This is a genomic window from Terrimonas sp., assembly GCF_003075435.1.
In the GTDB taxonomy this organism is placed as follows: Bacteria; Bacteroidota; Bacteroidia; order Chitinophagales; family Chitinophagaceae; genus Agriterribacter.
On record NZ_QCZJ01000005.1, the window covers coordinates 20,646 to 47,317 of the forward strand.

The 26,672-nt window shown below is 39.9% G+C and carries 19 protein-coding genes; 6 read left to right on the top strand and 13 right to left on the bottom strand.

Features of this window, described 5'->3' with window-relative positions; translation table 11 throughout:
* The first annotated feature begins 10 nt into the window (after positions 1–10).
* Positions 11–5,647, top strand: coding sequence for an RHS repeat-associated core domain-containing protein (locus tag DC498_RS07300; RefSeq protein WP_116873502.1), 5,637 nt, complete (start codon positions 11–13; stop codon positions 5,645–5,647).
* Between the two features lie 451 nt (positions 5,648–6,098).
* Here the strand turns inward: DC498_RS07300 and DC498_RS07305 are convergent, their stop codons facing one another.
* From DC498_RS07305 to DC498_RS07315, 3 genes are read right to left on the bottom strand one after another with little or no spacing between them, the layout of a single operon-like run.
* Complete coding sequence (locus DC498_RS07305; protein ID WP_116873503.1) at positions 6,099–6,827, bottom strand: hypothetical protein; 729 nt, start codon at positions 6,825–6,827, stop codon at positions 6,099–6,101.
* A 21-nt stretch (positions 6,828–6,848) separates the two neighbouring features.
* Positions 6,849–7,892, bottom strand: coding sequence for a dipeptide epimerase (locus tag DC498_RS07310; RefSeq protein WP_116873504.1), 1,044 nt, complete (start codon positions 7,890–7,892; stop codon positions 6,849–6,851).
* Positions 7,893–7,922: 30 nt separating this feature from the next.
* Positions 7,923–10,649 carry a 4-alpha-glucanotransferase gene (locus DC498_RS07315; RefSeq protein WP_116873505.1) on the bottom strand — a complete coding sequence of 909 codons (2,727 nt, stop codon included), beginning with the start codon at positions 10,647–10,649 and terminating at the stop codon, positions 7,923–7,925.
* Positions 10,650–10,770: 121 nt separating this feature from the next.
* Between DC498_RS07315 and DC498_RS26120 the strand changes: the two genes are divergently transcribed.
* The gene (locus tag DC498_RS26120; RefSeq protein WP_165813782.1) at positions 10,771–10,929 is read left to right on the top strand and encodes a hypothetical protein; all 159 of its coding nucleotides are present in this window, start codon (positions 10,771–10,773) and stop codon (positions 10,927–10,929) included.
* Positions 10,930–11,107: 178 nt separating this feature from the next.
* Entirely contained in the window at positions 11,108–12,907 is a 1,800-nt protein-coding gene (locus DC498_RS07320) for a MutS-related protein (protein WP_116873506.1), read from the top strand.
* A gap of 2 nt (positions 12,908–12,909) precedes the next feature.
* Here the strand turns inward: DC498_RS07320 and DC498_RS07325 are convergent, their stop codons facing one another.
* The 6 genes from DC498_RS07325 to DC498_RS07350 form a co-directional block, all read right to left on the bottom strand.
* Positions 12,910–13,959 (bottom strand): mechanosensitive ion channel family protein, encoded by a 1,050-nt coding sequence (locus DC498_RS07325; protein ID WP_116873507.1) that lies wholly within the window; start codon positions 13,957–13,959, stop codon positions 12,910–12,912.
* Positions 13,960–13,977: 18 nt separating this feature from the next.
* Complete coding sequence (locus DC498_RS07330; RefSeq protein WP_116873508.1) at positions 13,978–14,982, bottom strand: bile acid:sodium symporter family protein; 1,005 nt, start codon at positions 14,980–14,982, stop codon at positions 13,978–13,980.
* Between the two features lie 83 nt (positions 14,983–15,065).
* Positions 15,066–15,275, bottom strand: coding sequence for a hypothetical protein (locus DC498_RS07335; RefSeq protein ID WP_116873509.1), 210 nt, complete (start codon positions 15,273–15,275; stop codon positions 15,066–15,068).
* A gap of 91 nt (positions 15,276–15,366) precedes the next feature.
* A complete protein-coding gene (locus DC498_RS07340; RefSeq protein ID WP_116873510.1) occupies positions 15,367–16,278 on the bottom strand; it encodes an AEC family transporter in 912 nt (303 codons plus the stop codon).
* 100 nt (positions 16,279–16,378) lie between these two features.
* Positions 16,379–18,742: a TonB-dependent receptor gene (locus DC498_RS07345; protein ID WP_116873511.1), complete on the bottom strand. Its 2,364-nt coding sequence runs from the start codon at positions 18,740–18,742 to the stop codon at positions 16,379–16,381.
* A gap of 91 nt (positions 18,743–18,833) precedes the next feature.
* A complete protein-coding gene (locus DC498_RS07350; protein WP_116873512.1) occupies positions 18,834–19,394 on the bottom strand; it encodes a GNAT family N-acetyltransferase in 561 nt (186 codons plus the stop codon).
* Positions 19,395–19,550: 156 nt separating this feature from the next.
* Between DC498_RS07350 and DC498_RS07355 the strand changes: the two genes are divergently transcribed.
* Positions 19,551–20,564 carry a S41 family peptidase gene (locus DC498_RS07355; RefSeq protein WP_116873513.1) on the top strand — a complete coding sequence of 338 codons (1,014 nt, stop codon included), beginning with the start codon at positions 19,551–19,553 and terminating at the stop codon, positions 20,562–20,564.
* 75 nt (positions 20,565–20,639) lie between these two features.
* Here DC498_RS07355 and DC498_RS07360 read toward each other — a convergent pair whose 3' ends face one another.
* Entirely contained in the window at positions 20,640–21,083 is a 444-nt protein-coding gene (locus DC498_RS07360) for a DoxX family protein (RefSeq protein WP_116873514.1), read from the bottom strand.
* 258 nt (positions 21,084–21,341) lie between these two features.
* On the opposite strand from DC498_RS07360, the gene DC498_RS07365 reads away from it, so the two are divergent.
* Together DC498_RS07365 and DC498_RS07370 are read left to right on the top strand one after the other, a co-directional pair.
* Positions 21,342–21,725, top strand: coding sequence for a rhodanese-like domain-containing protein (locus tag DC498_RS07365; protein ID WP_116873515.1), 384 nt, complete (start codon positions 21,342–21,344; stop codon positions 21,723–21,725).
* 98 nt (positions 21,726–21,823) lie between these two features.
* Positions 21,824–22,564, top strand: coding sequence for a 3-keto-disaccharide hydrolase (locus DC498_RS07370; protein WP_116873516.1), 741 nt, complete (start codon positions 21,824–21,826; stop codon positions 22,562–22,564).
* A gap of 173 nt (positions 22,565–22,737) precedes the next feature.
* On the opposite strand, the gene DC498_RS07375 is transcribed toward DC498_RS07370, so the two are convergent.
* The 3 genes from DC498_RS07375 to proB all read right to left on the bottom strand — a co-directional run bounded on the left by DC498_RS07375 (position 22,738) and on the right by proB (position 26,614).
* Complete coding sequence (locus DC498_RS07375) at positions 22,738–24,207, bottom strand: tagaturonate reductase (protein WP_116873517.1); 1,470 nt, start codon at positions 24,205–24,207, stop codon at positions 22,738–22,740.
* 120 nt (positions 24,208–24,327) lie between these two features.
* Positions 24,328–25,569: a glutamate-5-semialdehyde dehydrogenase gene (locus DC498_RS07380; protein WP_116873688.1), complete on the bottom strand. Its 1,242-nt coding sequence runs from the start codon at positions 25,567–25,569 to the stop codon at positions 24,328–24,330.
* Positions 25,570–25,579: 10 nt separating this feature from the next.
* Positions 25,580–26,614, bottom strand: coding sequence for a glutamate 5-kinase (proB, locus tag DC498_RS07385; protein ID WP_116873518.1), 1,035 nt, complete (start codon positions 26,612–26,614; stop codon positions 25,580–25,582).
* Positions 26,615–26,672 lie beyond the last annotated feature (58 nt).

A 26,672-nucleotide genomic window follows, 5' to 3' on the forward strand; every position in this document is an offset into this window, starting at 1 on the left:
GAAAAAGACAATGAATACGATATATATAATATTGAAACAGATGAAAAAACAGGGTTGTATTTTTCTTGTGCTGCTCCTGGTGTTTGCAGATAGTAAATCTCAGAATATAAATACAACGAATAAAAGCGGTCCATTAGGTACAAGTATTAATACGCTGACAGGTAATTTCTTTTTAAAGCGTACGGATATGTATAATCCCGGTCGGTTAATAGATATGGATATCACATTTAATTATAATAGTTTCAGAACGAACCTGAAGCGATCTTATGGATCAGGATGGAGCTTTGAATATGACATATATTATAAAACAGATACAATACCCGGAAGAAAAATAATTGTATGGGGTAGTGGCAGGAATGACAAATATGATTCTCTAAGCACTACTGCATTCCACACGCCAAAGGGATTTTACAGTGCACTTACAGCGCCTGAAGCGGGTAAGCTGCTTTTAACCGACACAGACGGGTGGAAATATTATTTTGATAACCCCACGCACCGGAGGGTTACTAAAATTGAAGAGCCAAATGGTAATGCGCTTACTTTTAATTATGTTGATACCCTGCTGCAATCAATGATAAACACCACGGGGCAAACCATAAGCTTTCAGTATAATGCCCAGGGGTTATTAACAAAGGTTACGGATGAAACAGCTTCACCCACTATTGCTTATACCTATAGTTATAATACCGCCGGAAACCTTATAACGGTAACAGACCCGCTGGGTGGCACATACCGGTATACGTACCTGGTAAACGGCCCTATGAAAACAATGTCAGATAAAAACAACAATACCGTAAACATAATCTATTACCCCAATTTCAGCACAAGGGAAATTATTGGTTGTAACAAAAGGATAAGCGCTACTTACGACCAGTTAAACAGAAAGACGATTATTACTGATTATATGGATGAGGGCGAAACTAACCAGGTTACAACTTATGTGTATGAAAAAAGCGGTGACCTGTACTGGTTAAAGTCAATTAAGGGAAATTGCTGTGGTTTTGATAAACAATATGAATACGATGAGAATGGCAATGTGTTGCGGGAAACAGATGCTAATGGAAACGCGTGGAACTATACTTATGATGATTATGGCAATAAATTAACGGAAACAAATCCTTCGGGTAAATCAGCGGTATATACTTATACCGCCAATCATAAATATATTGCGGGCTACAGGGATTTTAACGGTAACACTACCAGTTACGAATATGACAACAAAGGGAATGTAATAAAAATCATTGAACCCGATAATAATGTATACACAGCTACATATAATACAAATGGCGAGATAATTTCAACAACCGATGCGAAAGGCAATACATTTACCTGTACTTACAATACTTTTGGTCAACCGGTAGAAATAAATGGCCCGGAAGATTATCATAAAGAAATGCAATTTGACAGCAGGGGAAATCCTGTTACGCTTACTGATGCAAATGGAAATTCCGCATTTCTGGAATTTGACGTCTTAAACAGGTTGAAAAAAAGTACCGATGCCCAGGGTAAATTAAACAGGTTTGAATATGATGCCGCCGGAAATTTAGTAAAATTTACAAATGCAAGAAGCCAGCTTTATGAGATGAAATATGATGGAGCTAACCGCATGGTTAAAATTATCAATCCTGTTTCTAATGCCATAAGTATTTTTTATGACCCTATGGATAATGTTAAGACTATAACCGACCCTCTTAATAATGTTATTGCTCGTGACTATGATAGTAAAAACCGGCTTAGTTCTAATACAGATCCTCTTGGAAATAAAGGTAACATTAGCTACGATGCCAATGGTAATATGGTGGCTATTTCTTTATCAAACGGCAGAACGGTACATGCCACGTATGATGTGAACAACAAAGTAACTAAAATTCAGGACGACGAAAGTGTACTTTATGGATATACATACGATGATAATGGAAACATTACCAGCATTACAGATGCAACAGGATCTGCGATTAATCTTAAGTACGATAAGCTGAACAGGGTTACCAGGGTAACCAATGCATTAGGTAATAGCAGGCAATATACTTATGATAAGAATAATAATATTATTCTTGTAACAGACGAGAATAATCAAAGCAGTCATTTAACATACGATGGGTTAGACCGGATTGTCAGTTATACAGACCCCATTGGCGCTACTATTCATTTAGGTTACGATAAGCAGGGCAATGTTACTTCTATTACCGACCAGAAAGGAAATATTACCCAATATGGTTATGATGCACTGAACAGAAGAACAAGCATGAAATTTGCCGATGGAACCAGTAATTTTTATACGTATGATGATGCCGGTAACCTGACTGTTTTACAACATACCGATGGCACTCAAACCACGTTTACCTATAACCAGCTTAACCAGGTAACACAAAAAGTTGTACCGGGCGGAGAGGTTTTTAATTATACTTATGATGCGCTGGGCAGGATATTAACCGCTACGAACAATAGCGGAATGGTTACTTTAACATATGATGCACTAGGAAGAGTATTAAGCGAATCTTTCAATAACAAAACCGTGGCTTATGCCTATAACGATGCAGGCAGAACAAAAACCATTATCTACCCTGATAACACATCGGTGATAAGGGAATATGATACAAGGAACAGGCTTGTGAAAATTTTGAAAGACAGCGTACTGGTGGCATTATACGATTATAACAACACAAATCAGTTGATCAGCCAAACAATGGGCAATGGATTAACTTCTACTTACCAGTATGATTTTGCAAACCGCCTTAGCAAGATCACTACCGGTGCAAATATCCAGGAAACAACATTTGGATATGATAAATTAGGCAATAAATTATCTGTAAACCGTTTAAATTATCCTGCATGGTCTGAACAAATGACCTACGATGCCAATTCAAGGCTTACCTACTTTAACCGGGGCAGTTCTTTACAAAATAATTATACCTACGATAACCTGGGCAACAGGGTAAGCGCCAATATCAATGGCGTAAATAATACTTATATTATAAATAATTTAAACCAGCTTACCTCCGTAAATGGCACGCCGTTGCAATATGATGAACGGGGCAACCTGGTTTTTGATGGCGTATATCATAAATTTTATAATGGAGCGGGGCAGTTAATAAAAGATTCTTCGGGAATAAACAATGTACACACTTATACATACGATGCTTTTGGAAGAAGGGTTACAAAAACCATAGCAGGGGCTTCTTATAAATATACTTATAGCGGTTTAACAGCAGTAGAGGAAAGAGATGCGGCAGACCAAATACTGAACCAAACCGTATTTGCGGATTTCCTGAATCCTGTGCTCAATAAAAAGAACAACGCAAGTTTTTATTATCATAGAAATGAGTTGGGCTCAATAGAAGCGGTTACCGATGCAGGGGGACAAATTTCAGAGCGGTATTTATACGATGCTTATGGAAAGCCATCCATTTTTAACAGCAGTAACCAGCCAGTTGCGGGTTCTGTTACAGGTAACCGGTTTGGATTGACGGGTCAGGAATACGATAGCGCCACAGCAAGCTATCGCTTTTTTTACCGTACATATTCTCCTGATTTAGGAGTTTTTAACCAGAGGGATTTAATCGAATATGAGGATGGCATGGGTATGTACCAGTATGTAGGAAATAACCCCGCGAATGGTCTTGATATACTTGGTCTGAAGGATTGTTATGAAGAGAAAAATAATACTGATAAGAAAGTTGTTGAATATTTTGTTCTTACAGGAAGTACGGCTGTAGGTGCGCCGAAATTCATTCTTGTGAAAATATTAAAGAAGATCACACTAGAAGTTGGGGATAAAGCCGGGGTTGTTGCTTTGCCTTTCAATGTGATAGACAATGTAACCAGGTCTATGGACTTCGTAAGTGAATTTTCGGACAGGTCAACCATGACGAATATAGAAAAAGGCGGAGAAGTGGGTCTTAGTTTAATAGGAACAGGTGCTACCATTGGAGCTGCTGTAGTAGGAAGCGGTGCTGCAGTGGTAGGTGGTGTAACAGTTGGCACTATAGCAGTTGGCGCTTTAGTGGTTAAAGGTGTTGATGCTGGAACTGAGTATGCTTTGAACAAATATTATGATAATAATGCAAAGAATATTGAAAAAGAGGCCTATGAATATGCGAAACAACAAGGTATGGGTGAAAAATGGTTAGAGGCAAGAAAGAGAATGATTGAACGGCAAAGACGATATCGTGAAAGAAATCCTTGCGATGATGGAGACCAGGAATTTCCTGATCCTTATGATCCGAAAAACGCTTCTATGTCTCTCCTCTGGTCTTTTGACCCCAACGAAATCATCGGGCCCAAAGGAATAGAAGAACCTAAATGGGTAAGCGTTAATGACCGGATGCCTTATACCATCTATTGCGAAAATCACGAAACAGCTACTGCACCTGCAAGGTTTATTCGCATTACTACCCCGGTTCAGCCTAAGCAGGATCCCAATACCCTGGAGCTTGGCAGCTTTGGCTTTAACAACCAGGAATTTGAAATTCCGGCAGGCAACAGCGCTTACTATACCCGTTTGGATTGCAGGGATTCTCTTGGTATATATGTAGATGTGATTGCAGGATATGATGTAACCAAAAATGAAATTTTCTGGGAGTTTAAAGCTATTGACCCGGTTACGCTGCTTCCGTCAGAAGATCCTGCCAAAGGCGTATTATTATTAAGAGATAGTGTTGAAACAAAATACGGGCATGGCTTTGTGAACTTCAGCATGAAACCTTTATCTACAGCCAATACACTTGATCTTATAGATGCCGATGCTGAAATTGTTTTTGATGAGAATGAAATGATACCAACCAATATTCACACCAATACAATTGATGCCATAGCGCCAACAAGCACTTTCGCAAGCTCAACTGTAACCAACCACAATGTAACATTCACCTGGAGCGGCACGGATGATACTGGTGGTGTTGGTGTGGATTATTACACATTGTATGTTTCGATGGATGGCATTAATTATTCGATATTTGCTCCGGAGATAAGAAGAACTGATACAACATTTACCCTGGCAGAAGGAGGGCAGTACTGTTTTTTTGTGCTGGCAACCGATAGGGTAGGTAATGCCGAACAAATGCGGCAGAACGTGGTTCAGTGTGTTAATATACAAAGTACAGCCCTGCCTGTAACCTGGTTACATTTTAATGCCGTAAATCAAAAAACAGATAATATACTTACCTGGGCTACTGCTGCTGAAGCCAATGCAAAAGAATTTATTATAGAGCGTTCTTTTGACGGCGTGCATTTTGAATCAATCGGAAAGGTATCAGCAAAGGGTAACAGCATATCTGAAACAACCTATAATTATACTGATAAGCATATTGATAAACTGAATAGTAATACATTCTTTTATCGCCTGAAAGAGGTAGATGTGGACGGGCAATATACCTATTCAAATACGATATTGATCCGGTATTCATCACCAGGTGTTAGAGCAAGGTCTGTTGTATATCCTAACCCTGCCCGGAATATGGTAAATGTGCTTCTTGGAGATAAGGCACTCGTAGGAACAGAGGCCTTCCTGTTTGATATGAGTGGAAAAATGTTAAAAAAGATAAGGATTGAAGCTAACCTTGAACAGGTAGATTTGTCAGCTTACACCCATGGTGTATACCTGCTGAAGCTCAGTAACGGTGAAATACTGAGAATTATAAAGCAGTAGGACAGGTTTTCGACGGTTTAAGAAAGGAGGCTGCCTTTTGGCAGCCTCTTGTTTGATTGTGCTTTCAATCCTGGTGGCATACACTTCACCAATGCTTATATTTAATTTGTTCCCAGGGTTATACAAGCGTACGAAATTCTCCTTTCACCAAAAAAAGGATTCAGCATGGACTATGGTTTATACATTGTTTCTTCTTTATCTTGGCTGTAGTCCGCGTATATCTGTAACGCGGGTGTTATGTGTCGGCTGACCTGCTGCCTGAGCATTACTTGTTTCGCCATAATAATACCCTGCTATTTATACAATGCCCGTTTAAGAAATTAAGATAAGTAATAGCAAGGCAACAGGTCTGGCTAAGCACAAGGCAATGCTACCAAACCTGCGCCAGAGGAGTAGGTTATACAATTACCGTCTGTTAGCAGCATACCTTGTTGTGTCGATCCTAATCCTGTTACTTTTTTTGCACTCCAGTCAATTTTATTAACATTACTCCAATTACCGATGCCAGCAGAATTAAAACCCACCACATACTGCGCTTAGTTTTTGCGTCAATATTTCTACTTTTACGCACTTCATAAAAGCTCCACGATACAATAGCGAGAAGAAATGTTCCACTAAATGCTACAATAATTTTGTTTGTAGCAGTATAGACACATAACATTAAAGTCAAACTAAAGAGAGAAATAGCAATACTATATTTCTGCAAAAATGATTTACTAGATTTTTTCGCAAATGATTTTATTTGAGCTAATGTATTTTCAAGTTCGATATAATTTTCAATTTGTGCAGGTATGATAATTAAGTCTGTTGGGTCTTTACCTCTAATACTGAAACTTCCATTTTTACTTTTTATAATTTCTTTTATCTCATTGAAATAAATCGAAATTGTTGGGGTGTTAAGTTGCTCTCTTGTAATAAGGTTGTTTGTCAAGGTAAGTTGGTAGCTTTCGAACAAATTTCTCTGTCTATTTAGCCCTCGATAAAGTCCAAGACATACTGTTACTGCAACAAAGGGGATAATTATAGGCAGAACATTAATGTCATCTGCTGTGCCTTTTGTATTTATTGAACTGATAGTTATACCAATGGTCACAGCGATAAGTATCATCGGAAGTGTCCTAATTAGCATTTGCTTTTTGATTTGTTTAAAGCCGTCTTTTCTGATTTTGTAATACTGCATAATGTTGGTTAAGGTTGCCGCTTACGATTGTATTCTCCCTAATATATGCTCGTTCACTACTACTCCTAAACCTGCATTTTCAGAAGCTGTTATTTTTCCAAAATCATATATCAATCCTTGTGCTATGTCTTCTTCCAGTAATAAAGGACCGTCTGCATCTATACAATCAACCTGCGGCGCAAGGTGTACAACGGCGGCTGAGCCAACGGTACTTTCATTCATACAGCCCAGCATTATTTTCATGCCGGATTGCCTGGCTTCTTTTATCATGCTTAAAGCAGGTGTTATGCCGCTGCATTTGGTGAGTTTAATATTTATACCATGAAAAAATCCATTACATTTTTTTACATCAGATGCGAATACACAACTCTCATCAGCAAAAAGAGGGAGTGGAGATTTTTCATGCAATACTTTCATGCCGTCCCAGTCATCTTTTGCCAGCGGTTGTTCAACCAGTTCTACATTCAGATCTTTGAGTATTGGTAATATCTCAAGCGCTTCATCAAGCTTCCATCCTGCATTGGCATCTACCCTGAAAACAGCATCAGAATTTTTTCTCAATGCTTCCATTATAGGAATATCTTCTTTTGTACCCAGCTTTATTTTATATATCGGCCAGGGCTTTTCTTTCATCTTGTCAACCATTTTATCTATGGTGTCAATACCGATAGTATAATCTGTAGGAGGAGCGGTTGCCATATCTGTTTGCCATAGCTTATATAAGGGCTGTTGCTTCAGCTTGCCGAAAATATCCCATGCGGCAATATCCAGCGCTGCAACCAAAAAATGATTGTCCGGAATAAGATGATGAAGATAATGCCAGTAACGATCAGGATGAGTAAACGAGAATTGCTCAATGAATTTTTTCTTATGCTCAATGTCTTCAATCATTTTTTCAACAGGAATATTGTAATAGGCTATGGCCGGCGCTTCACCATAACCTTTTGTCCCATTGAAATCCAATTCAACTATTAATGCAGGCTGATGTGTTTTTGTTCCTTTTGAAATGGTGAACGGATACCTGAACTTTAGATTTGTTTTCCAGTAACGTATTTTTAGTGGCATTGATTAACTGATTTGTAAGAAATTATGTTATCACTTTTCATTTCTGCCGCTCGATTGTATATAGCTTGACAATTCACTGTTCAGATCATCTTCTTTCAATAATTGCTCCAGCGGAACATGCATACGGTAGCGCCAGTAATACCGTGCTACAGACGGGTCATTGATGCGTTCTTCTTTAGGGTTTTCTCTTCGTATTTTAATATCTATGCCCATAAGGTCCTGCAATTGGAAAATGCTCCACATGGCAGGTGAATATAAATGCTGAATAATAATAGCTTTGTCAATCCAAGGCTCGCAATAATATGGTGCTGTACCAGGATGCTGCATTTCATTATTGAAAAAGCGTTGCGTTTTTTCCCTGTTTTCTTCCCACCATGCCCTGATGGTGCTCATATCATGTGTAGAAGGCGTAATAACAGATAGGTAGGGTGCTGATGCAGGATCGAAAAATTCGCGCCCGGGTTGTTTGGGCATGCGCTGAATTTCGAGGCTTAGCAAACCTAATATGCGCATTATTTCAGGCACACAGCCAGGCACCATACCCAGGTCTTCTCCGCAAATAAGCATATTGGTGCTTTTTTTCAAAGCCGGCAATTTTTCCAGTGCTTCCCTTGCCCAGAAGTCATCCTGTCTTCTGTAGAAATAATCAATATATAAATTCTTTAAAGCGGATTGGGTTTGTTGATCTAAATGCCTGAAAGATGATGTACTTTCTATATCAATCCTGAAATGGAAGCTTTGCCTGTCTGACTCTTCAGCATCAAAAAGGATAATATTAGCTATAAGGGTAAATAAGGCAGATTGCAGCATCACGTTATCTTCGGTTATGCCGCCGTCTGCAGCAAAATACGCTTCTACCTGGCTTTGGGTTGTAAATGCTTTTTTAAGGGTATAAGTGCCATCTGCATGTTCCTCAAGAAATGCTTTTAACAGATTTTTCTTTTCTCCAAACAGTTCTTCGAGTACGGTATCTGTTATATATGGTTGACAAAACCTGCTGTATTCAAATGTTATCCCGCTTTTGGCAAATTCGTTAATATGAACAGGAATAGCAGGCACAAAATGCCCCATCAATCCTTCAACCGCATGGGTGGGTACACTCCATATTCTGAAAAAGCCAAGTATATGATCAATACGGAATGCATCAAAATACGCACTCATCTGCGCAAAGCGCCTGCGCCACCATTTAAAATTATTTTCTTTCATGCGCTCCCAGTTATATGTTGGGAATCCCCAGTTTTGTCCGCGAACCGCAAAATCATCCGGTGGCGCGCCTGCCTGCATATCCATATGAAAGAGCCCGGGTTCCATCCATGCATCACAACTGTTGCGGCTGACACCAATAGGTATATCACCTTTTACAATAATGCCATTCTTGTGCGCATAATCGGTAGCAGCTTTTAATTGAACATGCAAATGATATTGTACAAAATAATAAACGCCTATACCATCAAAATGTTTATGGGCAGGATCTGCGAGCGCCTCAATTGCTGGGGCATTAAATACTGCATATTCCTCCCACCCGGGGTAGGGTACGGTTTTATCTTTGCCCTTTGAGTTTTTATCTCTCAGGTAGCTATACACCGCGTAAGGCAAAAGCCATTGCTTGTTGGCATCAAAAAAATTCCGGTAGTCTTTATGCTGAAAAAAATCCTTTTTCTGTGATTTATATATCTCCTTTATGACCCTCCATTTAAACGATAATACCGCTTCATAATCAACATCAGTTTTTTTATTTAACTGCCTGGCTTTTTCTTTAATCTTTTTTAAGAGTTCAGTATTTCCTTTAGGTGTGATGATCTCAACATTAAGATATAAAGGGTGCAGGGCAAAAGCAGAAATAGCATTGTAAGGATATGAATCCTTCCAGGTATTGGTATCCGTTGTATCATTTACCGGCAGCAGTTGTATGAGGTGCATGCCATTCATTTTCGCCCAGTCAACAAGTAGTTTCAGGTCGGTAAATTCGCCCGTACCCAGGCTGTTGGCGCTGCGTAAACTAAATACCGGGATGGCTACACCTGCGCCACGCCATTTGCTTGCATTAAAATGTATAAAACCATCGTGCAGTATGCTGAACTTCGTTTTGCCGTTATTGTTATACATCAGGCGGTTGTCGCCATCTTCATAGCGCACAAAAATTTTCTTCTTTGTATTATAAATGCCATACTTATAGGCAATATAAAAATCAGCTTCTGAAAGATCTGTTTTAATCGTCCACCATTCGCTTTCCTTTTGAAGTAATATAGCTTTTCCTGTATCCCAATTGTTTAATTCAGCAGTGCTGCCTAAAATGCAAACCGCTTCATCTTTTTTCAGCAAGGGAGCCTTTACTTTAAACAAATGTGTGTATCCGTTATATGGTTGAGGCTTTGCAGTCTTTTTTGCCTGCGGCAATAATACCTCCTGAAAGGGAGAAGTATAATAAGCATTCTCTGCCTGCCCGGCAAAATTCCAGGTATCTGTTACGCTTATTTCAGGTGTTGAAATTGCTGCAAGGTTTATGGTTTTATTGTCATCCCATTCTTCCGCTGTTAAGCCATTGGTATCTTTAAAAAGGTAGGTATAACTTATTTGTGCGGGTAAATTATCTGTATCGTTTAATTCAAGTGTATAATGCCAGAAATTGTCGTTGAGATACTGCATCAGTACAGCCGCACCTGCCTGTTTGTTTCCAAGAGAAGGAATATTGCCCGAAAGCAGCAGTGACTGCCCGAACCTGGTACTGAAACGAATATAAAAATGGATTTTGACCATACGGCTAAGCTATAGAAAATATATATGTAAGCAGATAAAAATTAAAGCGTAAGGCAAAATTTTTCAATATCTTTCAAACAAAAGAAATCCTTGCTATATTTGCCACAAATTTTTAAAGGGTATGGATTCCGCAAGCAATAAATCAAAGGGGCTTTTCTGGATATTGTTTTTACTATCTGTAGTGATGTTTTTTGTGGTATATGCATTTGCCGGTAATTTTATTACTGTTGTCATTCCTTTTATTGGTTACTTTTTCGTGAAGGCGCTGGACATTATATAGCCGGTTTGCCAATGACACCTACGGGTATCGTCATCTTGACCAGGCAACACGCTGACTATAGTTAAATCGTACTTACGCGAGGAAAAAATCTGCCGGGCAATTGTACTAATGCTTAATTTCTGTACTATAGTCTAACAGGTTTCCCATCCGCCGCAACTTTCATTTTAATTTAATCTTCATGAGGCGGGATGCAATAACTAAACAATCATTTTACGAAGAAAAGATCAGGCACTATACCCGGTTAATCAATGCTTTTAAAAAGCAACTTGTTTTATCTGCAATCTACCGGGTATCAGCATTTGTTGCACTTGCCGTGTCTGTATATTTCCTCGTACAACATTTCCATTTTTTACTTATTGCCGCTGCTGTTTTATCGCTGTTGCTGTTTATATTTTTAGTTAAGCATGCTGTTCGCCTGAATGAGCAGAAAACCCTGCACGAAAACCTGTTATTTGTAAATGAAAATGAGTTGGGTGTTATTAATAATAAGCCTAATAAAATGGACGATGGTAAAGCATTTAACAACGGAGGGGGTTATGCATCTGATCTTGATATTTTTGGCCCGGGGTCATTATTTCACCTCTTGAACAGGAACAGTACTTCTCACGGGCGGTTGCACCTTGCAAATTTGCTCATCGCTCCTCCGCAGCATATTGATGATATTAAAGAAAGACAGCAAGCCGTTAAGGCTTTTGCGCCACAGGTTGATATGCGTCAACTGGTAACCGCTTACGGTCTGATGCGGAAAGAAGAAGAAGGTAACCTGAATAATATTGAGGCGTGGTTAAACGAAGGAGAATTGTTGTATAAAAGAAAATGGCTCCAGGTGCTTCGTTGGATTTTGCCCGTATACAATACTTTTTTTCTTTTGCTGTATATAGCTAATGGACAGGTATTATATTTATTAGCCGGGGTAGGGGTGGGGTGGCTGATAACAGGGCGTAATGCAAAATATATTCATAAGCAGCATGAGTTGATCGGGAAAAAGCAGGCTGTGCTTGACCAGTACGCTGATATTTTATGCACATTCTCTAATGCGGGTAGTGGGAATGCAGCTTTGCTGCAACGCCTCCAAAAATCTGCGGGCCAGGCACATAAGACAATTAAGGCACTGGCAAAACTATCTTCCATGTTCGATCAGCGGCTTAACCTGCTGGTAAATGTATTGCTGAACAGCATTGTATTGTATGATCTGCAGTGTATACTTGAGCTTGAAAAATGGAAAGCAAAAAACAAAGCGGATTTTAATGAGTGGCTGCATACCGTTGGTGAAATAGAAAGTTTAAATGCATTTGCAGGCTTTGCTTTTAATAACGAAAATTTCGTTTATCCTTTATTGTTAGCTGGAGATGCTTTATCAATAGAAACCAAACAGGTAGCCCACCCGCTTATACCGGCAAACGAAAGAATAGCCAACGATTTTGAAGCCGGTAATCCTGATAAACTGTTATTGGTTACAGGGTCAAACATGTCGGGCAAAACTACTTTTTTACGAACACTGGGCGTCAACCTTATATTAGCGCAATGCGGAGCGCCGGTATGCGCGGCGTCGTTTTCGTTTTCACCAATGCAACTATTAACTTCTATCCGGATAAGCGATTCGCTGCAAGAGCATACTTCTTATTTTATGGCTGAACTGAAAAAGTTGCAGCAGATCATTCATGAACTTCAAACAGGTAAGCCATACCTTGTATTGATTGATGAAATTCTCCGCGGAACCAACTCTGAAGACAAAACCCATGGCTCAGAACAATTTATTCTGCAGCTTATACAATACAACTGTATTACGCTTTTTGCCACACATGATCTTATGCTGGCTTCGCTGGAAAATGAGCATAAAGGAATAATCAATAACTGGTGTTTTGAAAGCATTATTGAGAACGGCGAATTACATTTTGATTACAAGCTCCGCAAAGGTGTTGCACGGAACAGGAATGCTTCTTTCTTAATGAAAAAGATGGGAATTACGGGTAAATGAATTTACTGATCCGGTTGTTTTTTATTTTCTTCTGCCGGCGTGTTAATAAATACTGTTTGTACGGGATAAGGGATATTAATGCCTTCTTCCTCGTATCTTTTTTTTAATCTTTTTATGAACTCGTGCTTTACAATAAACTGGCTACTGAAATCTCTCACCCTTATAAAAGCTTTCAAATCAATACTGCTGGCTCCAAACTGCTGAAATCGTATCAACGGATCAAAATCAGGAACACATTCTTCCATTGTTTCCTGTAGTTCTTTTATCACTTCAATGGTAACACGTTCAACATGGTCAAGATTACTATTGTAATCAACACCAACAGGAATATCAAATACAAATTCCCTGTTTGGGTAATCGAAGTTGGTTACGATCAGGCTGGCCATTTTAGAGTTGGGAACAATAAATATGCTGTTGGCGCCAACCCTTACTGAGGTATATCTCCAGTTTACATCTTCCACAAAGCCTTCCTGTCCGGAATCGAGCTTTATATAATCCCCGGTATTTATTTTTTTTGTAGATACGATCTGTATACCTGCAAATAAATTAGAAAGCGTATCCTGCAACGCAAGAGCCACTGCCAAACCTCCAACACCAAGTGCTGTGAGGATAGGTGTGATTTTTATGCCTACCGATTGCAGGATCATCAGCAAGCCAAGACAATAAACAATAACCTTGACAATATTTCCGATGATAGAGGATGAAGAAGATATTTTACCTGATCTTGCATCCCTTATTGCAGTTAATCCCGAAAGAACTTTAGATAGTATAATGGTGGCAGAAAGAATGTAAAAAATGGTTATGCCGTTCTCAAGCCAGCGATGATATTTTTCATCCATTTCTACTCTTTTCCAACCTAAATAAATGCCCAGTACAGTAAACCAGGGAATAATCCATTTTGATATTACCAGGATGATCAGATCATCACCCGCCCATTTACTTTTTTGTGCAAACCTGTGTAATTGCGGGGTAAGCAGCTTTTGTATCAGTATTCCTATTACAAATCCCGATACTGTGAAAATGGCAAACTGAATGAATTCATCAAATGTCATACCTGTTAATTTAATTTATTAGTCTACTTTACCTGTTTTTCTCAAACGCTGTGCAATTATTCCCACAAATATCAGTTGTAAGGAATGATAAATCATAACAGGAAGCAAAATTATGCTAACCGGCAGCGTTGCAGTAAATAAAACTTTAGACATAACCGTGCCATGCACCAACGATTTTTTTGAGCCACAGAATATTACGGTGGTACAATCCCTTTGCTCAAACTTAAACCGTTTGCATATAAACATGGTTAAGTAATACACAATAAAAAAAAGAGCAGACATTCCTGCGCACATGTATAATAAGGTAGACATGCTGAAGGCTTCAAAAGCACGATTATAAAAAGAATGACAAAATGAAGTATAGATAATCAGCAGGATTACTGCCTGGTCAAAAAGCTTCAGGCGTTTTTTATGTTTTTCAGCAAATGGGCCACCATACTTATGCAACACTAAACCACAGCAAACGGGTACTACAACCTGCACAACCAATTTCAATATGATTGCTGATGTATCTGTATACACTACTTTTTCTGTGATAAAAGGAATCATCCATAACGGAGTAACAAAAACGCCTAACAATGTTGAAACACTTGCATTAAATATTGCAGAAGGAACATTTCCTTCAGCAATGGATACCATTACTACAGATGATGATACTGTGGAGGGGAGTGTGCACAGGTAAAAAATTCCAAGCCATAATAGTGAGTCAATTCCGAAAAAAGGTTTAACCAATAGCGCTATAACAGGAAAAACAATAAATGTCGTAAACTGAACAATTATATGCATCCGCCAGTTCATTAATTCAATGGAAAGTTTTTTTACATCCAGCTTCAGCCCGTAAAAGAAAAAAATTATGGAAACGCCATAACCTGCGACCTGTTCCAGCGAAAAAGGCCGGGTTATAATCCCGGGTTGGGGAAAGAAATACGCAAGTGCTATAACGGAAATAATACCAATCAGGAAACCATCTATACCAAACCTGCCTAACCGGGCCTTAATTGTATTTACCGTGCCTGCATGCATACGGCAAATATCTGCTTACTTACGGTAAGATTGTACAGATTATGCAGAAATATAGGGTACAGATTACCGCCGGGATATATAAATTATTTTTTTCGCCCTGCAAGCAATACTATTACACCTGCTACTACAGCTATTCCTGCCGCGTAAGAAGGCCAGGTAACACTTTTCTTTTCCTTTGTGTTCAATTCTACAGGGCCAAGATCTATAAGCTCTTTTTCTTTTGTAAAACTAAATCCGCGGAAAATGAACATTGCAATGCCAGCAACTATCAGAACGATTCCGAGTACTTTCATAATTGTTTGATTATGGCTATAGTGATAATCAAAATATCTGCCAACTATTGGCAGGATGAGGCAGAAGGGTAGAAGGGGCAGAACAGAAAAATTAACTGCCTGTTAATTTTATTATAATCCAAAACCAAATGGCTGTTGTAATAAAAGATATAAGAATACTGATGCCGGTTATAAGCGTAGATAATTTAGGATTAAGGTTGTATTCGGTAGCGACAATGCTTGCGGTTAAAAATGATGGCATGGCGGCTTCAAAAACGGTAACCTGTGCTATATTGTTTTTAATATTGGTGAGCAATACTATGGTAAGCATAATTAATGGCGCCAGTATAAGCTTGAACAGCAGGGCATAGCTTATATGTTTTACTTCATTTTTCCACCCGTCAAGTTTTATTTGCAAGCCGATAGAAAATAAGGCAAGCGGACCAATGGTAGCTGCAAGTTTGTCAAATACATTGTCTAACGGCGATATGTCAGCGAAAATTGGTATGATCAATGCTGCAATACAGGCGATAAACGGTGGAAAAGAAATGATTTTTTTGATGATAGATAAGGGCGAAGGATTACTACTCCCCGAAGCATTTATGGCCAATAATATACCTGCTGTTGCAAGTATCATAAAAGTTACCTGGTCGCAAATCACAGCGGTGCTTAATTCCCGCTCACCAAAATATGCTATCGTAAGCGGGAAGCCCACAAAGGAAGTATTGCTTAAACCGGTAGATAGCCGCAGCGCTGCCGCTGTTTGCCTGCTGACCTTATTGGTGCTGGCATATATTCTTACATATAACCAGGCGCAAAGCCATAAAATAACCGGCATTAATACAGGCAACAGCAATGAACTGTTCCATTCAATATGTGGCAGGTATTTAAACGAAACTGCAGGCAGCGCAACATTAATGATCCAGGCATTCACACCCTTGTGGGCATCCTTTGGAAGCGACGCATATCTTCTCAATAGAAAACCTACCAGTATGCACAAGCCTGTTAAAATAAAATTAGTCATGCCGGTAGTATTATATTAAGATAATGGTATTGCTTCGAAAAAAGGTGAAAAGCGATTTTACTTTTCACCAGTAACCATTACAAAAATATGTCGTTAAGTTTTATAACCTGAATCCAAGCGTTACACCATAGGTTTTAGGATCGCCGAGATGCACAGCTCCAAAATCATAGGCATAAGCTATATATTTTTTACCGCCAAGGTTGCGTCCCCAAAACATAAGGTCAATATGTTTTGATGAAATACCAAAACGGGTATTAAGCAAGCTGTATGGGTTTTGAGCAATATTGTTGGAGAGATCAAAATATTGTTTGCCAAGATAGAACCATTCGCCGCGTACTACTAATTTCAAATGCTGTTTTGTACCCAGGTAATAACCATACTGTACAGATAGCATTGATGTAACATCAGGAGTAAAGATCTGTTTCTTGCCATCAAGATCAACCGAAGCGCCGTTTTGCGAAAGTTTCAGGTTGGTATAAGAGGCATCAGTATACCCTAAATTATAATTGATCTGCAAGCCTTTTGCAGGCGCGGCGGATACTTCAAGTTCTATGCCTTTGCTTTGCAGCTTGCCGGCATTTCTTATAATGGTAATAGCATCAGGCAAAACCAGTGTAGGCACCTGCACGCCTGTTATATTGGTTAAGAACACCGCAAGATTAGCATGTAACTTTTCATTAAAAAAGCTGTTCTTAATACCAAGTTCAACATTATTGCTGTATTCAGGATCATATTCGTATAATGGGGGTTGGGAAGGATCGGCTGATAACTGCGTCATACCGCCTGTGCGAAAACCACGGCTATACGTAGCATACAGGTTACTGCCTGCGGCTACTTTATATGATAAGCCTATTTTGGGAGAAAATGCGCCGTATTGTATAGCTGCGCTGGTATCGGCCAGGGTGGTGATGGGTGCATCTCCATCTTTTTGATACTCGCCCATCAGGTTATATTGCTTATGCTCATAGTCGTATCTTAAACCTGCGGTCACATCAAGATTTTCAACAATAGTATAGGTTGCCTGACCATAAAATGCTATGCCTTTGCTTTTAGCGGTTGTGGTGTTTATGGTAGAGAAATTTACATCGGGCACACCGAGCAGGCCTGCATCTTCACCATAGTGCGTAGCTTGTTTATTCGGCCTGTCATCTGCAAACATATATGTGCCAACCGTCCATTGCAATAGAGAAGCGGTGTTGGAATTCAATTTGAATTCCTGTGTCCATGTTTTTACCTTATTCCACGGTTTGCCGTAATCGTTTATAATAGTAACTGCATCAAGCGGCGAAAAATCACCATCTACCGGATTTTGATAATACCTGAGATTGGATTGATACGCTGTGTGCGAACTGAAATTGAAAGTATTACCACTATAAACTATCCCGAGCGAACTGAAAAGGGTATTATCAGTCATTCTTCCTTTTGCATTCTGCTGAATTTTGTAGGGATTTTCAAATGCTTCATCAACACTGCCCGATAAAGTAAAGGCGCCATCGTTCCTGTTAGCCTGGTGCTTCAGGTTCAATGATATCATCCATTTATCAGCAGGTTTGTATTTTAAATAATAGTTGCCGGCGTAGGTATTTTGCTTGTCGAATGATTTGTTGAGATAAGTATTGGTATAATAACCATCGCGTTTATTATACATACCCGCAACACCGAGGTATAGCTTGCCTTTAACCAATGGCGCACGAAAACCGGCTTCATATCGCTGCTGATTATAATTGCCAACATTTATTTCAGCAAAAGCACTGGTCACATCAGCAGGTTGTTTGGTAATGATATTGATCACACCGCCCATTGCGTTACGTCCGTATAAAGTGCCCTGTGGTCCGCGCAACACTTCTATTCTTTCTACATCCATCAGTTGAGAAGTATAAGTATCCAAAGTAAATTGGTTTACACCATCTATATATGTTGCCACGGCAGGGTCATAGGATGTGGTGCCGATGCCGCGTATGGATGCAACATTTCTTTCATCGCCTGAGTTAGCCGAGTATAGATTCGGCACTATGGCGGTAAGGTCTTTGGCATTCCACAGCCTGTATTCTTTTACTTCTTTTGAGGTTAGGGCGCTTATGCTGAAGGGAACTTTTTGTAACTGTTCCTCTTTTTTCTGCGCAGTCACTACAATATTGTCAAGACGATTGTCAGCATCCTGCAATATGAAATCTATGTTTTCCGAAGAGCCGTGAGTAAAGGAAATTTCTTTGCTGATGGCAGCATAGCCAACAGCGGAAATGCTCACGGTGTATTTTCCGGGAACAATATTTTTCAGGTTGAAAATGCCATTATCATTTGTTACAGATGCTTTGCCGGTATTCAGCAACGCAACGGTAGCAGCGCTTACCGGGTTCGATCTGCTGTCGGTAATTTTACCGGAAACGGTTAATGTTGATTGTGCGTTAACAAAAGAAACGAAAGCTAAAAATGTAACCACTACGGAACTTACTGTACGTGTCATGATTTAACAAAAGGTTCTTCAATATTGATGAAAATGGTGCAAATATACCAGTAAAAAACAAGGCAAAAGTTTATAAAGTTTTAGTGAATTGTTAATGGCACTTGTATTGCAGGTGTTCCATACTCTTCCCTGCAAAAACCTTTTCTTCCACAACCTCAAACCCCGACCTTAAATATAACTTTTTAGCCTGCGGATTATCTTTATCTACCAGTAGCCCTAATGGTTGTGTTCCTGTTTTGGCATATGCTTCAATCAGAAAATTCAGCATTTTTGAGCCAATACCCTTTCCCTGCTGACCTGGCTTTACTCCTATACAGTCAATATAATATTCACCCGGCTGGGTTTCATCCCCGGGGTTGAAATTTTTGCCGAACACCAGCTTTATCTGTTCAGCAACAGGCTTCCTGAGTTCATTTAATCGTGCTCCGTCATATACCAGGGCGGTGGCTATGATTTCTCCTTCATGCTCGGCCACCCAGCAATTTTCATATGAGTATTGATTAGCCTTTTGACTGATCATCTTTACAAAAAAGCCGGTAGCTTTTTCCATTGAACGTTCTCCTGTAAATTGATAAGCTATTTCTTCCATAGCCAGTAAAATAAGCGGGGCAATAGATGTTGCATCGGCTTCAGTAGCTTTTCTTACTAACATGATTGTATTATTTTATACAAAACGGCAAGGTAAGAAAAGAAAACCCGCTGCGATGAATATAAGATTGCTGTAAACATTCTCTTGCAGGAATTTGAAACCTGATCTCTATGCACTAAATTCGGTTTCCTGAATTATTCAGGCTATATTACCAAAACAATGCATAATAAAAACTGTATCCTTGTTTTATTGCTTATAAGTTTTAGCACAACAGGTATTGCGCAATTACCCGACTCAATAAAAGCACATATAGACAGCAGCCTGCTTATTCTTAAGCAACATTCATTGTATGCAGACAGGGTTAACTGGAATGATATTCAGCAAAAAATATATGACAGCGCAACATCAGCCACAACAAAAGCTGAAACCTTTGCCGCGCTGACCATAGCTTTTAAAACTTTGGGTGATAAACACGCGGCATATTACCAATACGATGATGAGTACAGAATTGACAATAGTGAATTAATGGCGCGGTATTCTGATTCCATTAAAGTTGCATGGAGCAGGGGACCAGGTGTTATAAGCCGGGTGATAAATGAAGTAGCCTATATCAATATTCCATTTATGGGTGTGAATAAACAGCAGGATATTGACAAGTACGCGAACTGGATTTATGATGCTGTAATTGCCCTGCAGGCAAAAAAGCCTGCGGCATGGATTATAGACCTCCGGTTAAATGGTGGTGGCAACATACGCCCTATGCTGGCAGGGCTGGCAATGTTTTTTAAAGACGGCATTGTAAGCTATTATATTGACAGAGATGGAAAGGCTACTGATGAAGCGGCATTCAGTAAAGGAGATTTTATGATTGACGGAGCGAAGCAGGCTACTATTAAAAACAAGGTCGCGGCATTCAAACCTGTTAAGGTTGCGGTACTTATAGGCCCGGGCACCGCAAGTTCGGGGGAGGGTGTAGCGGTGGTATTCAGGCAGCGGAAAAATACGAGATTGTTTGGAGAAAGATCTGCAGGACTGGCGAACGCTACCAATGGTTTTGTGTTCAATAATAACAACGCTTATTTCCTGATATCTACCGCATATATAGGTGATAAGCAAAAAAAAATTTTACCGGAATCGGTGATGCCTGATGTATTGATAAAAGGCAATGATGCATTTGGAGATATTGAAAATGATATTGTGGTAAAGGAGGCCTTGAAATGGTTGAAACAATAGGAAGCCGGCGTTCGAAAATTGACATAGCATTATTTCAGCTGCCGTTACAGGTATGGTTCCAGGCGCTTTTGATATCTATTTAAGCGGCTGTCCGCGCATCCATTCATCTACAGAAAGCGGGCCGCTGCCTATAATAACAAAGTAGATCAACAGCGCAAGTACTATCACAGATATCCACAAAGCTGAATATGGGGCCAAAATCCCCGCGCTTGCATTCACAAAAAGTATAGCGCCAGCCAGTATGGGTATCTGCACCAGGCAGGCAAGGCGTGTAAGTAGCCCGGCAGCGATCATCGCGCCACCTACAAGGTGACCTAGCACAACATAATGCGCCAGTAAACCAAGCGATAAGGAGCCCAGGAAATCACTTTTAGCCATCATTGCCGTAAGCACTTCCATATTGTTAATGAAATCTACTCCTTTTAAAAAGAGAAAGAAACCTAATACTGCTCTTACAAGATCGAGCCATTTCGGATGATGGGCTTCGCCCCATCTTTCAATATTTTGTATGAGACTCATATAGCAAGTTTTTAGTGAAGTGGAAGGAGTAATGAAATTTAACCAATCTTATTTAAAAATGCAAGTAAACAGGGCGGATTAACAAACTGAAGAAAATTTCCGGTAACAACCGTTTAAGATTTTCCATAAAAAAATTATATTTATCACCTGCAGATGCATAATGAGTGTGATATCATCTGCTCCAACCACCTTCCTGTAACACGAAATTCAAATTGCTTATTCATTGTAATCATTATTTATTCATTTAAAATGTAACACATGTCGCAAAAATCAGCAGCAGACCTGGTTAAAGAAGCAAAGCAGGGTATTGAAAACCTTACCCCGGCTCAGGTACAGCAGGAACTGGCAAAAGGAAATACCGTACTGATTGATATCCGCGAGCGAGAGGAATTAACGCAAAACGGCAAGATACCGGGCTCAGTTCATGCGCCCAGGGGCATGATTGAATTTTATGCAGATGACTCCCTGCCATACCATAAACCCGAATTTGATAAAAGCAAAAGGCTCATTTTGCATTGTGCATCCGGCGGACGATCTGCATTGGCCGTACAAACACTTAAGCAAATGGGATTTCAGCATATCGCGCATCTTGATGGCGGTATAAAAGCATGGAAAGAAGCAGGGCTGCCAGTGGAAAATTAGCGCAGCCATAACGGTTATGGGCAACTTGTAATAAAGTTATAGTTTTAATACAGCAACCAGCCTCGAGCGGGTGCTTGTACAATCAAAACTATGCACTAATGAAATTATTAAAATCTGTTTTCTTCTTTACATGCGTTAACCTTGCCCAACCAGGATACACCCAAAAAATACTTTTTGAATTTGGAGCGGGAAAAAAATTTGATCAGCTGATCTCCGGCAGGAGTGATTCTACTTCATTGCGCTGGATAGATGTTAATACATCTGATACCACCTGGTATGTAAAGGGAAATGTGCTGGTTGGCAAAGGATTGCCCATTGGCGTAGTACGTTCAGAAAAAATGTACCAGAATTTTATTATGCATGTAGAGTGGCGGCATATGGAGAAGGGAGGAAATTCAGGCATATTTGTTTGGTGTGATGCAAAGCCTGAAAAAGACAGCAGGCTGCCCAGCGGTGTGGAGGTGCAGATGCTGGAACTGGATTGGGTAAATCAACATAAACAGAACGGTGAAATGCCACCTGTGGCCTATGTGCATGGCGAATTGTTTGGCGCAGGAAAAACCAGTACCATACCTGATAATCCGCGTGGAGAAAGAAGCAAATCAATTGAGAACCGCTGTTTGGGCACAGGTGAATGGAATACATATACAGTGGTATGTGTTGATGGTGTTATTAAATTATCTGTGAATGGAAAATTTGTAAATGGCATTCGCCAGGCTTCTCAGCGCAAAGGGTATTTATGTCTTGAAGCAGAAGGCGCAAGAATAGAATTCCGCAACTTACAGATTGTTGAACTGGAAGATGGATATATTCTTCCGGAGCATATAGTGGAGGGGTGATAAAAGAAAGTTTATAATATGTGCAACTGCCTGCCAGTTGAGAGGCATATTTTTTCGCCGGGATTCGTGTCTCACGAATCATTCATTCTTAATTATTTTAAGGCTCGCGAGAAGGCGTTAAAAATGCCATCACTTTCCATTCCCCTCTTGTTGTCCCGGCAATCAACGCCAATCTACTTTTTCATCAACCCTCCAAAATTCTCCTGGATCGCTTCCGTAAAGCCGGGGAGTGTTGAAAGATCAGCATCCCATAATGTTTTATTGCTTAGCACGGCATTTACAATGCCTGTATCGCCATGCTTTTGCCATAGTTCGTGCAGGTAACCTGCTTTATCATCATTTATAGGGTAGACATTACCGTTAAGTTCGCCTTCATACATATTGCCATTCTTTTTTACCGCTTTCATAAATAGTATATATGCTGCAAACCCTTTAGCTATGTGTTGCGGAACCGTATTGTAAATAGCAAAATAACGCAGCAGCACCGGTATTACCCGCATCTTCATTTTTGAAGTGTACTGCATGGTAATGCTGATCCACTGGTGATTTAAGAATGGGTTTGCAAACCTGTCGAGCACCTGGTTGCCGAAACTTTCCGCTTCATCATCCGCAACATTGGCAGGTATTGCCGGCGCTATATCCTTCAGCATAAGTTCGCGTACAAATGCGCTGAATGTTTTATCTGCCATGCTTTCCCTTACAAAAGTAAAACCAGACAGGTATGCCAGACCGCAGCTTAGTGTATGCGTTCCGTTTAGTAATCTCAGCTTCAGCTCCCTGTATTTCTCAATATCAGGCGCTATAACAATCCCATTATCCACTTCATCAAACGATAAAATTTTTCGTATCCTGTCATCGCCCTCAATTGCCCAAAGGCGGTAAGGCTCGCAAACAATCAACAGTTCATCTGTATAGCCCATTGTTTTTTCGAGCTTTTCTTTAACATCAGCCGCGGGTTTCCCAGGCACAATACGGTCAACCAATGAGTTGCAGAATGTATTGGCAGATTGCAGCCATTCTACAAAGCCCCGCTCCAGTTTGTTATAGGCGCAAAGCTGTAATAAAATTGATTTGAGCTTATCGCCGTTGCCAACAATCAGTTCGGTTGGTATGATCACACAACCGCCTTCAGTTTCTCCACCACATACTTCATATCTTTTATGTAAAAATGCCAACAGTTTGGCAGGGAAAGAAACCGGTGGTGTTTGATGAATATCTTCTTCAACTAGTGTTATTCCTACTTCGGTGGTGTTTGAAATGATAATATTCATTTCAGCATTATGAGCGCAATCCAGTATTGCTTTCCATTGCGATTTTGCAGACAATACCCGGCTGATAGCGGCATTGATAATCGTTTCTTCTGTTTGCTTACCGTTTTCCAGCCCCTGCACGCAGATCGTATACAGCCCGTCCTGTGTATCAAATGCGTCAGCGCCGCCGGTATCGGTTGATTTCACCACAACAACTCTTCCGTTAAAAACATTTTGCTTATTGGCTTTATCAATAAAATAATCCGGCAAACCGCGCAGTAAAACGCCGGTACCAAACTGTAAAACTTTTTCCGGTAAATCAAATATGCTGTTGCCTGGTTGCTGTATATCCGGGTTACTGATCTGAGCAAGTGTTGATTTGTTGAGTTGCATTATTTAAGCTTTTGTTTTAATAAAAGGTGTCAGGTATCAGGTTTTAGCTATCAGCGGTCAGCTATCAGGTTACAGGTTGCCGGCCTGACTGCTGATACCTGACCGCTGATAGCTTTCCCCCTATCTCACCTGCCCGTTCCCTCTCAATATCCATTTCTCCGTAACTAATTTCTCCAGCGCGAAAGGGCCTCTTGCATGCAGCTTTTGTGTAGATATGCCGATTTCCGCTCCCAATCCAAATTCTTCACCATCCGTAAAGCGGGTGGAAGCATTGTGATATACTGCCGCAGCATCTACCTCCTTCAAAAATAACTCCGCGTTCTTTTTATCTTCGGTAACAATAGATTCAGAATGTTTGGTAGAATACTCACGGATATGTGTAAGCGCTTCACCAATGCCTTTTACAACTTTTACCGCGCATTTCAAATCTAAAAACTCCCTGCCAAAATCGTCAGCAGTTGCTTTTTGCAGATGATTGTATCCTTTTAATATTTTAAAAGAAGGTTCATCAGCAAAAATCTCTACTTCATATTTTCCCAGTTCTTCTTTTAATTGTGGTAAGAAGTCGGCAGCGATAGCTTTATCTACTATCACCGTATCCATCGCATTGCAAACAGATGGTCTGGATACCTTTGCATTGGTTACAATCTTTACCGCTTTGGTAATATCTGCCTTTTGCTCTACATATACATGACAAACGCCTGCTCCTGTTTCAATCACAGGTACCTGGCTGTTTTTTCGAACATAGTTGATAAGATTTTCAGATCCGCGTGGAATTAATACATCAACATATTTGCCGGCAGTAAATAACTCATTCACCGATGCTCTTGCTGCAGGCAACAATGTAACTATTTCTGCAGGAAGCTTATTCTTTTTGAGTACACTATGTATTAACTGGATGGCGGCAAGATTGGTTTGTTCAGCCTCAATACTACCTTTTAATACACAGGTGTTTCCGCTACGGAGACAAAGCGCAGCGATGTCAAACGTAACGTTTGGTCTTGATTCGAAAATTGCGCCTACAACGCCTAATGGCACTGTTCTTTTTTCAAGCAACAACCCGTTCGGTAATTTTTTTCTTTCAATGATCTTTTCTGCAGGGTTAGGCAACCTGCTCACTTTCCGAATACTGTTGGCAATATTTTTTATTCTTTTCTCATCAAGTCTCAGGCGATCTGTTTTAGGATCACCGGGCTTTTGCTTTGCAACATCTTTTTCATTCGCTTTCAAGATGATTTTTTGTTGCGCTTCCAGCTCGTCGGCAAGCATCAGCAATATTTTTTTTAACTGCCTGTCTTCCACTGCACGTAAGGCAGGAGCAGCATTGTAAGTTTTCTTTATTAAATTTAATACATCACTCATTTCATCCATTTTAAAAGATCACTATATCATCGGCATGAGCAGCAATAATATTTTTTTGCGCTATCTGCTTCGCAATTTCCGCGCTGCTCAACTTTACTTTGGCAACACCTATAATAGCATCATCTTCATCCATCAACTGAATTACTTCGCCGGCAACGAAATTACCGTTTACTTTTTTTATACCAACAGTAAGTAAGCTTTTCCTGTTTAATAATGCCTTAGATGCGCCTTTATCTACATAGATACTACCGATAGTAATGGAGCCGCCTGCCAGCCATTTTTGTCTTGCTTTCAGGTTTGATGGTCGCGGTAAAAATGTTGTGCCCGTTTTTTGTTCAACCGCGTCAGTAAGTGGTGATATGCCCGCAAGACCGCAAATGATCACTTTTATACCAAGAGATACTGCCAGTTTTGTTGATGTAAGCTTGGATAACATGCCGCCTAAACCCAGGCTGCTTTTTTCTTTGCTCACATAATTGAAAATGGATTTATCGAATTTTTCTACCAGCGGAATTACCTTTTTATCGTGATTAAGCAAGCCGCCTACAGAAGTGCAGATGATAAGCGTATCGGCATTAAAGCTGATGGCAATGAGGGTAGCCAGCTCATCATTATCGGAAAATTTCAATTCAATATTACTTACCAGGTCGTTCTCATTCACTACCGGCAGAATATTATTCTGCCAGAATTCATGAAAAGTTTCTTTTAACTGCAGAAACTGTTTACGGTTGGAGAAATGATGGCGCTCGCATAAAGCCTGAGCTACCGGAATATTGTATTTTGAAAAATGCTTGTGGTATAATTGAATAAGCATGGGATTACCGACGGCAGCCGCTGCTTTTCTTTCGGTAATATATCCCTTATATCCGGGAAAGAAAGATTTACCTGCACCAACCGCTCCGCTTGAAACCAATACAACATTATAAGTATCATTCAATACCGCGATCTGCGCCGCGATCTTTTTTATAATAGCCTGGTCTATTTTTCCTTCTTTGTTGGTTATAACAGCGGTTCCAAGCTTTACAACCAAAACTTTTTTTTGCATACCCCGTTAAAATTGAGCGCAAAAATACGGAGGAGAAACAAGATTTGGTTAAAGGAGA

What these genes read in the sequence shown, in the direction of transcription:
- DC498_RS07350 (WP_116873512.1), bottom strand. Translation starts at nt 19,394, where the DNA reads ATGTTAGTAAGAAAAGCTACTGAAGCCGATGCAACATCTATTGCCCCG.
- DC498_RS07375 (WP_116873517.1), bottom strand. Translation starts at nt 24,207, where the DNA reads ATGCAACTCAACAAATCAACACTTGCTCAGATCAGTAACCCGGATATA.
- DC498_RS07310 (WP_116873504.1), bottom strand. Translation starts at nt 7,892, where the DNA reads ATGCCACTAAAAATACGTTACTGGAAAACAAATCTAAAGTTCAGGTAT.
- DC498_RS07360 (WP_116873514.1), bottom strand. Translation starts at nt 21,083, where the DNA reads ATGAGTCTCATACAAAATATTGAAAGATGGGGCGAAGCCCATCATCCG.
- DC498_RS07380 (WP_116873688.1), bottom strand. Translation starts at nt 25,569, where the DNA reads ATGAGTGATGTATTAAATTTAATAAAGAAAACTTACAATGCTGCTCCT.
- DC498_RS07335 (WP_116873509.1), bottom strand. Translation starts at nt 15,275, where the DNA reads ATGAAAGTACTCGGAATCGTTCTGATAGTTGCTGGCATTGCAATGTTC.
- DC498_RS07345 (WP_116873511.1), bottom strand. Translation starts at nt 18,742, where the DNA reads ATGACACGTACAGTAAGTTCCGTAGTGGTTACATTTTTAGCTTTCGTT.
- DC498_RS07365 (WP_116873515.1), top strand. Translation starts at nt 21,342, where the DNA reads ATGTCGCAAAAATCAGCAGCAGACCTGGTTAAAGAAGCAAAGCAGGGT.
- DC498_RS07315 (WP_116873505.1), bottom strand. Translation starts at nt 10,649, where the DNA reads ATGGTCAAAATCCATTTTTATATTCGTTTCAGTACCAGGTTCGGGCAG.
- DC498_RS07370 (WP_116873516.1), top strand. Translation starts at nt 21,824, where the DNA reads ATGAAATTATTAAAATCTGTTTTCTTCTTTACATGCGTTAACCTTGCC.
- DC498_RS07330 (WP_116873508.1), bottom strand. Translation starts at nt 14,982, where the DNA reads ATGCATGCAGGCACGGTAAATACAATTAAGGCCCGGTTAGGCAGGTTT.
- DC498_RS07320 (WP_116873506.1), top strand. Translation starts at nt 11,108, where the DNA reads ATGAGGCGGGATGCAATAACTAAACAATCATTTTACGAAGAAAAGATC.
- DC498_RS07305 (WP_116873503.1), bottom strand. Translation starts at nt 6,827, where the DNA reads ATGCAGTATTACAAAATCAGAAAAGACGGCTTTAAACAAATCAAAAAG.
- DC498_RS07325 (WP_116873507.1), bottom strand. Translation starts at nt 13,959, where the DNA reads ATGACATTTGATGAATTCATTCAGTTTGCCATTTTCACAGTATCGGGA.
- DC498_RS07355 (WP_116873513.1), top strand. Translation starts at nt 19,551, where the DNA reads ATGCATAATAAAAACTGTATCCTTGTTTTATTGCTTATAAGTTTTAGC.
- proB (WP_116873518.1), bottom strand. Translation starts at nt 26,614, where the DNA reads ATGCAAAAAAAAGTTTTGGTTGTAAAGCTTGGAACCGCTGTTATAACC.
- DC498_RS07340 (WP_116873510.1), bottom strand. Translation starts at nt 16,278, where the DNA reads ATGACTAATTTTATTTTAACAGGCTTGTGCATACTGGTAGGTTTTCTA.
- DC498_RS26120 (WP_165813782.1), top strand. Translation starts at nt 10,771, where the DNA reads ATGGATTCCGCAAGCAATAAATCAAAGGGGCTTTTCTGGATATTGTTT.
- DC498_RS07300 (WP_116873502.1), top strand. Translation starts at nt 11, where the DNA reads ATGAATACGATATATATAATATTGAAACAGATGAAAAAACAGGGTTGT.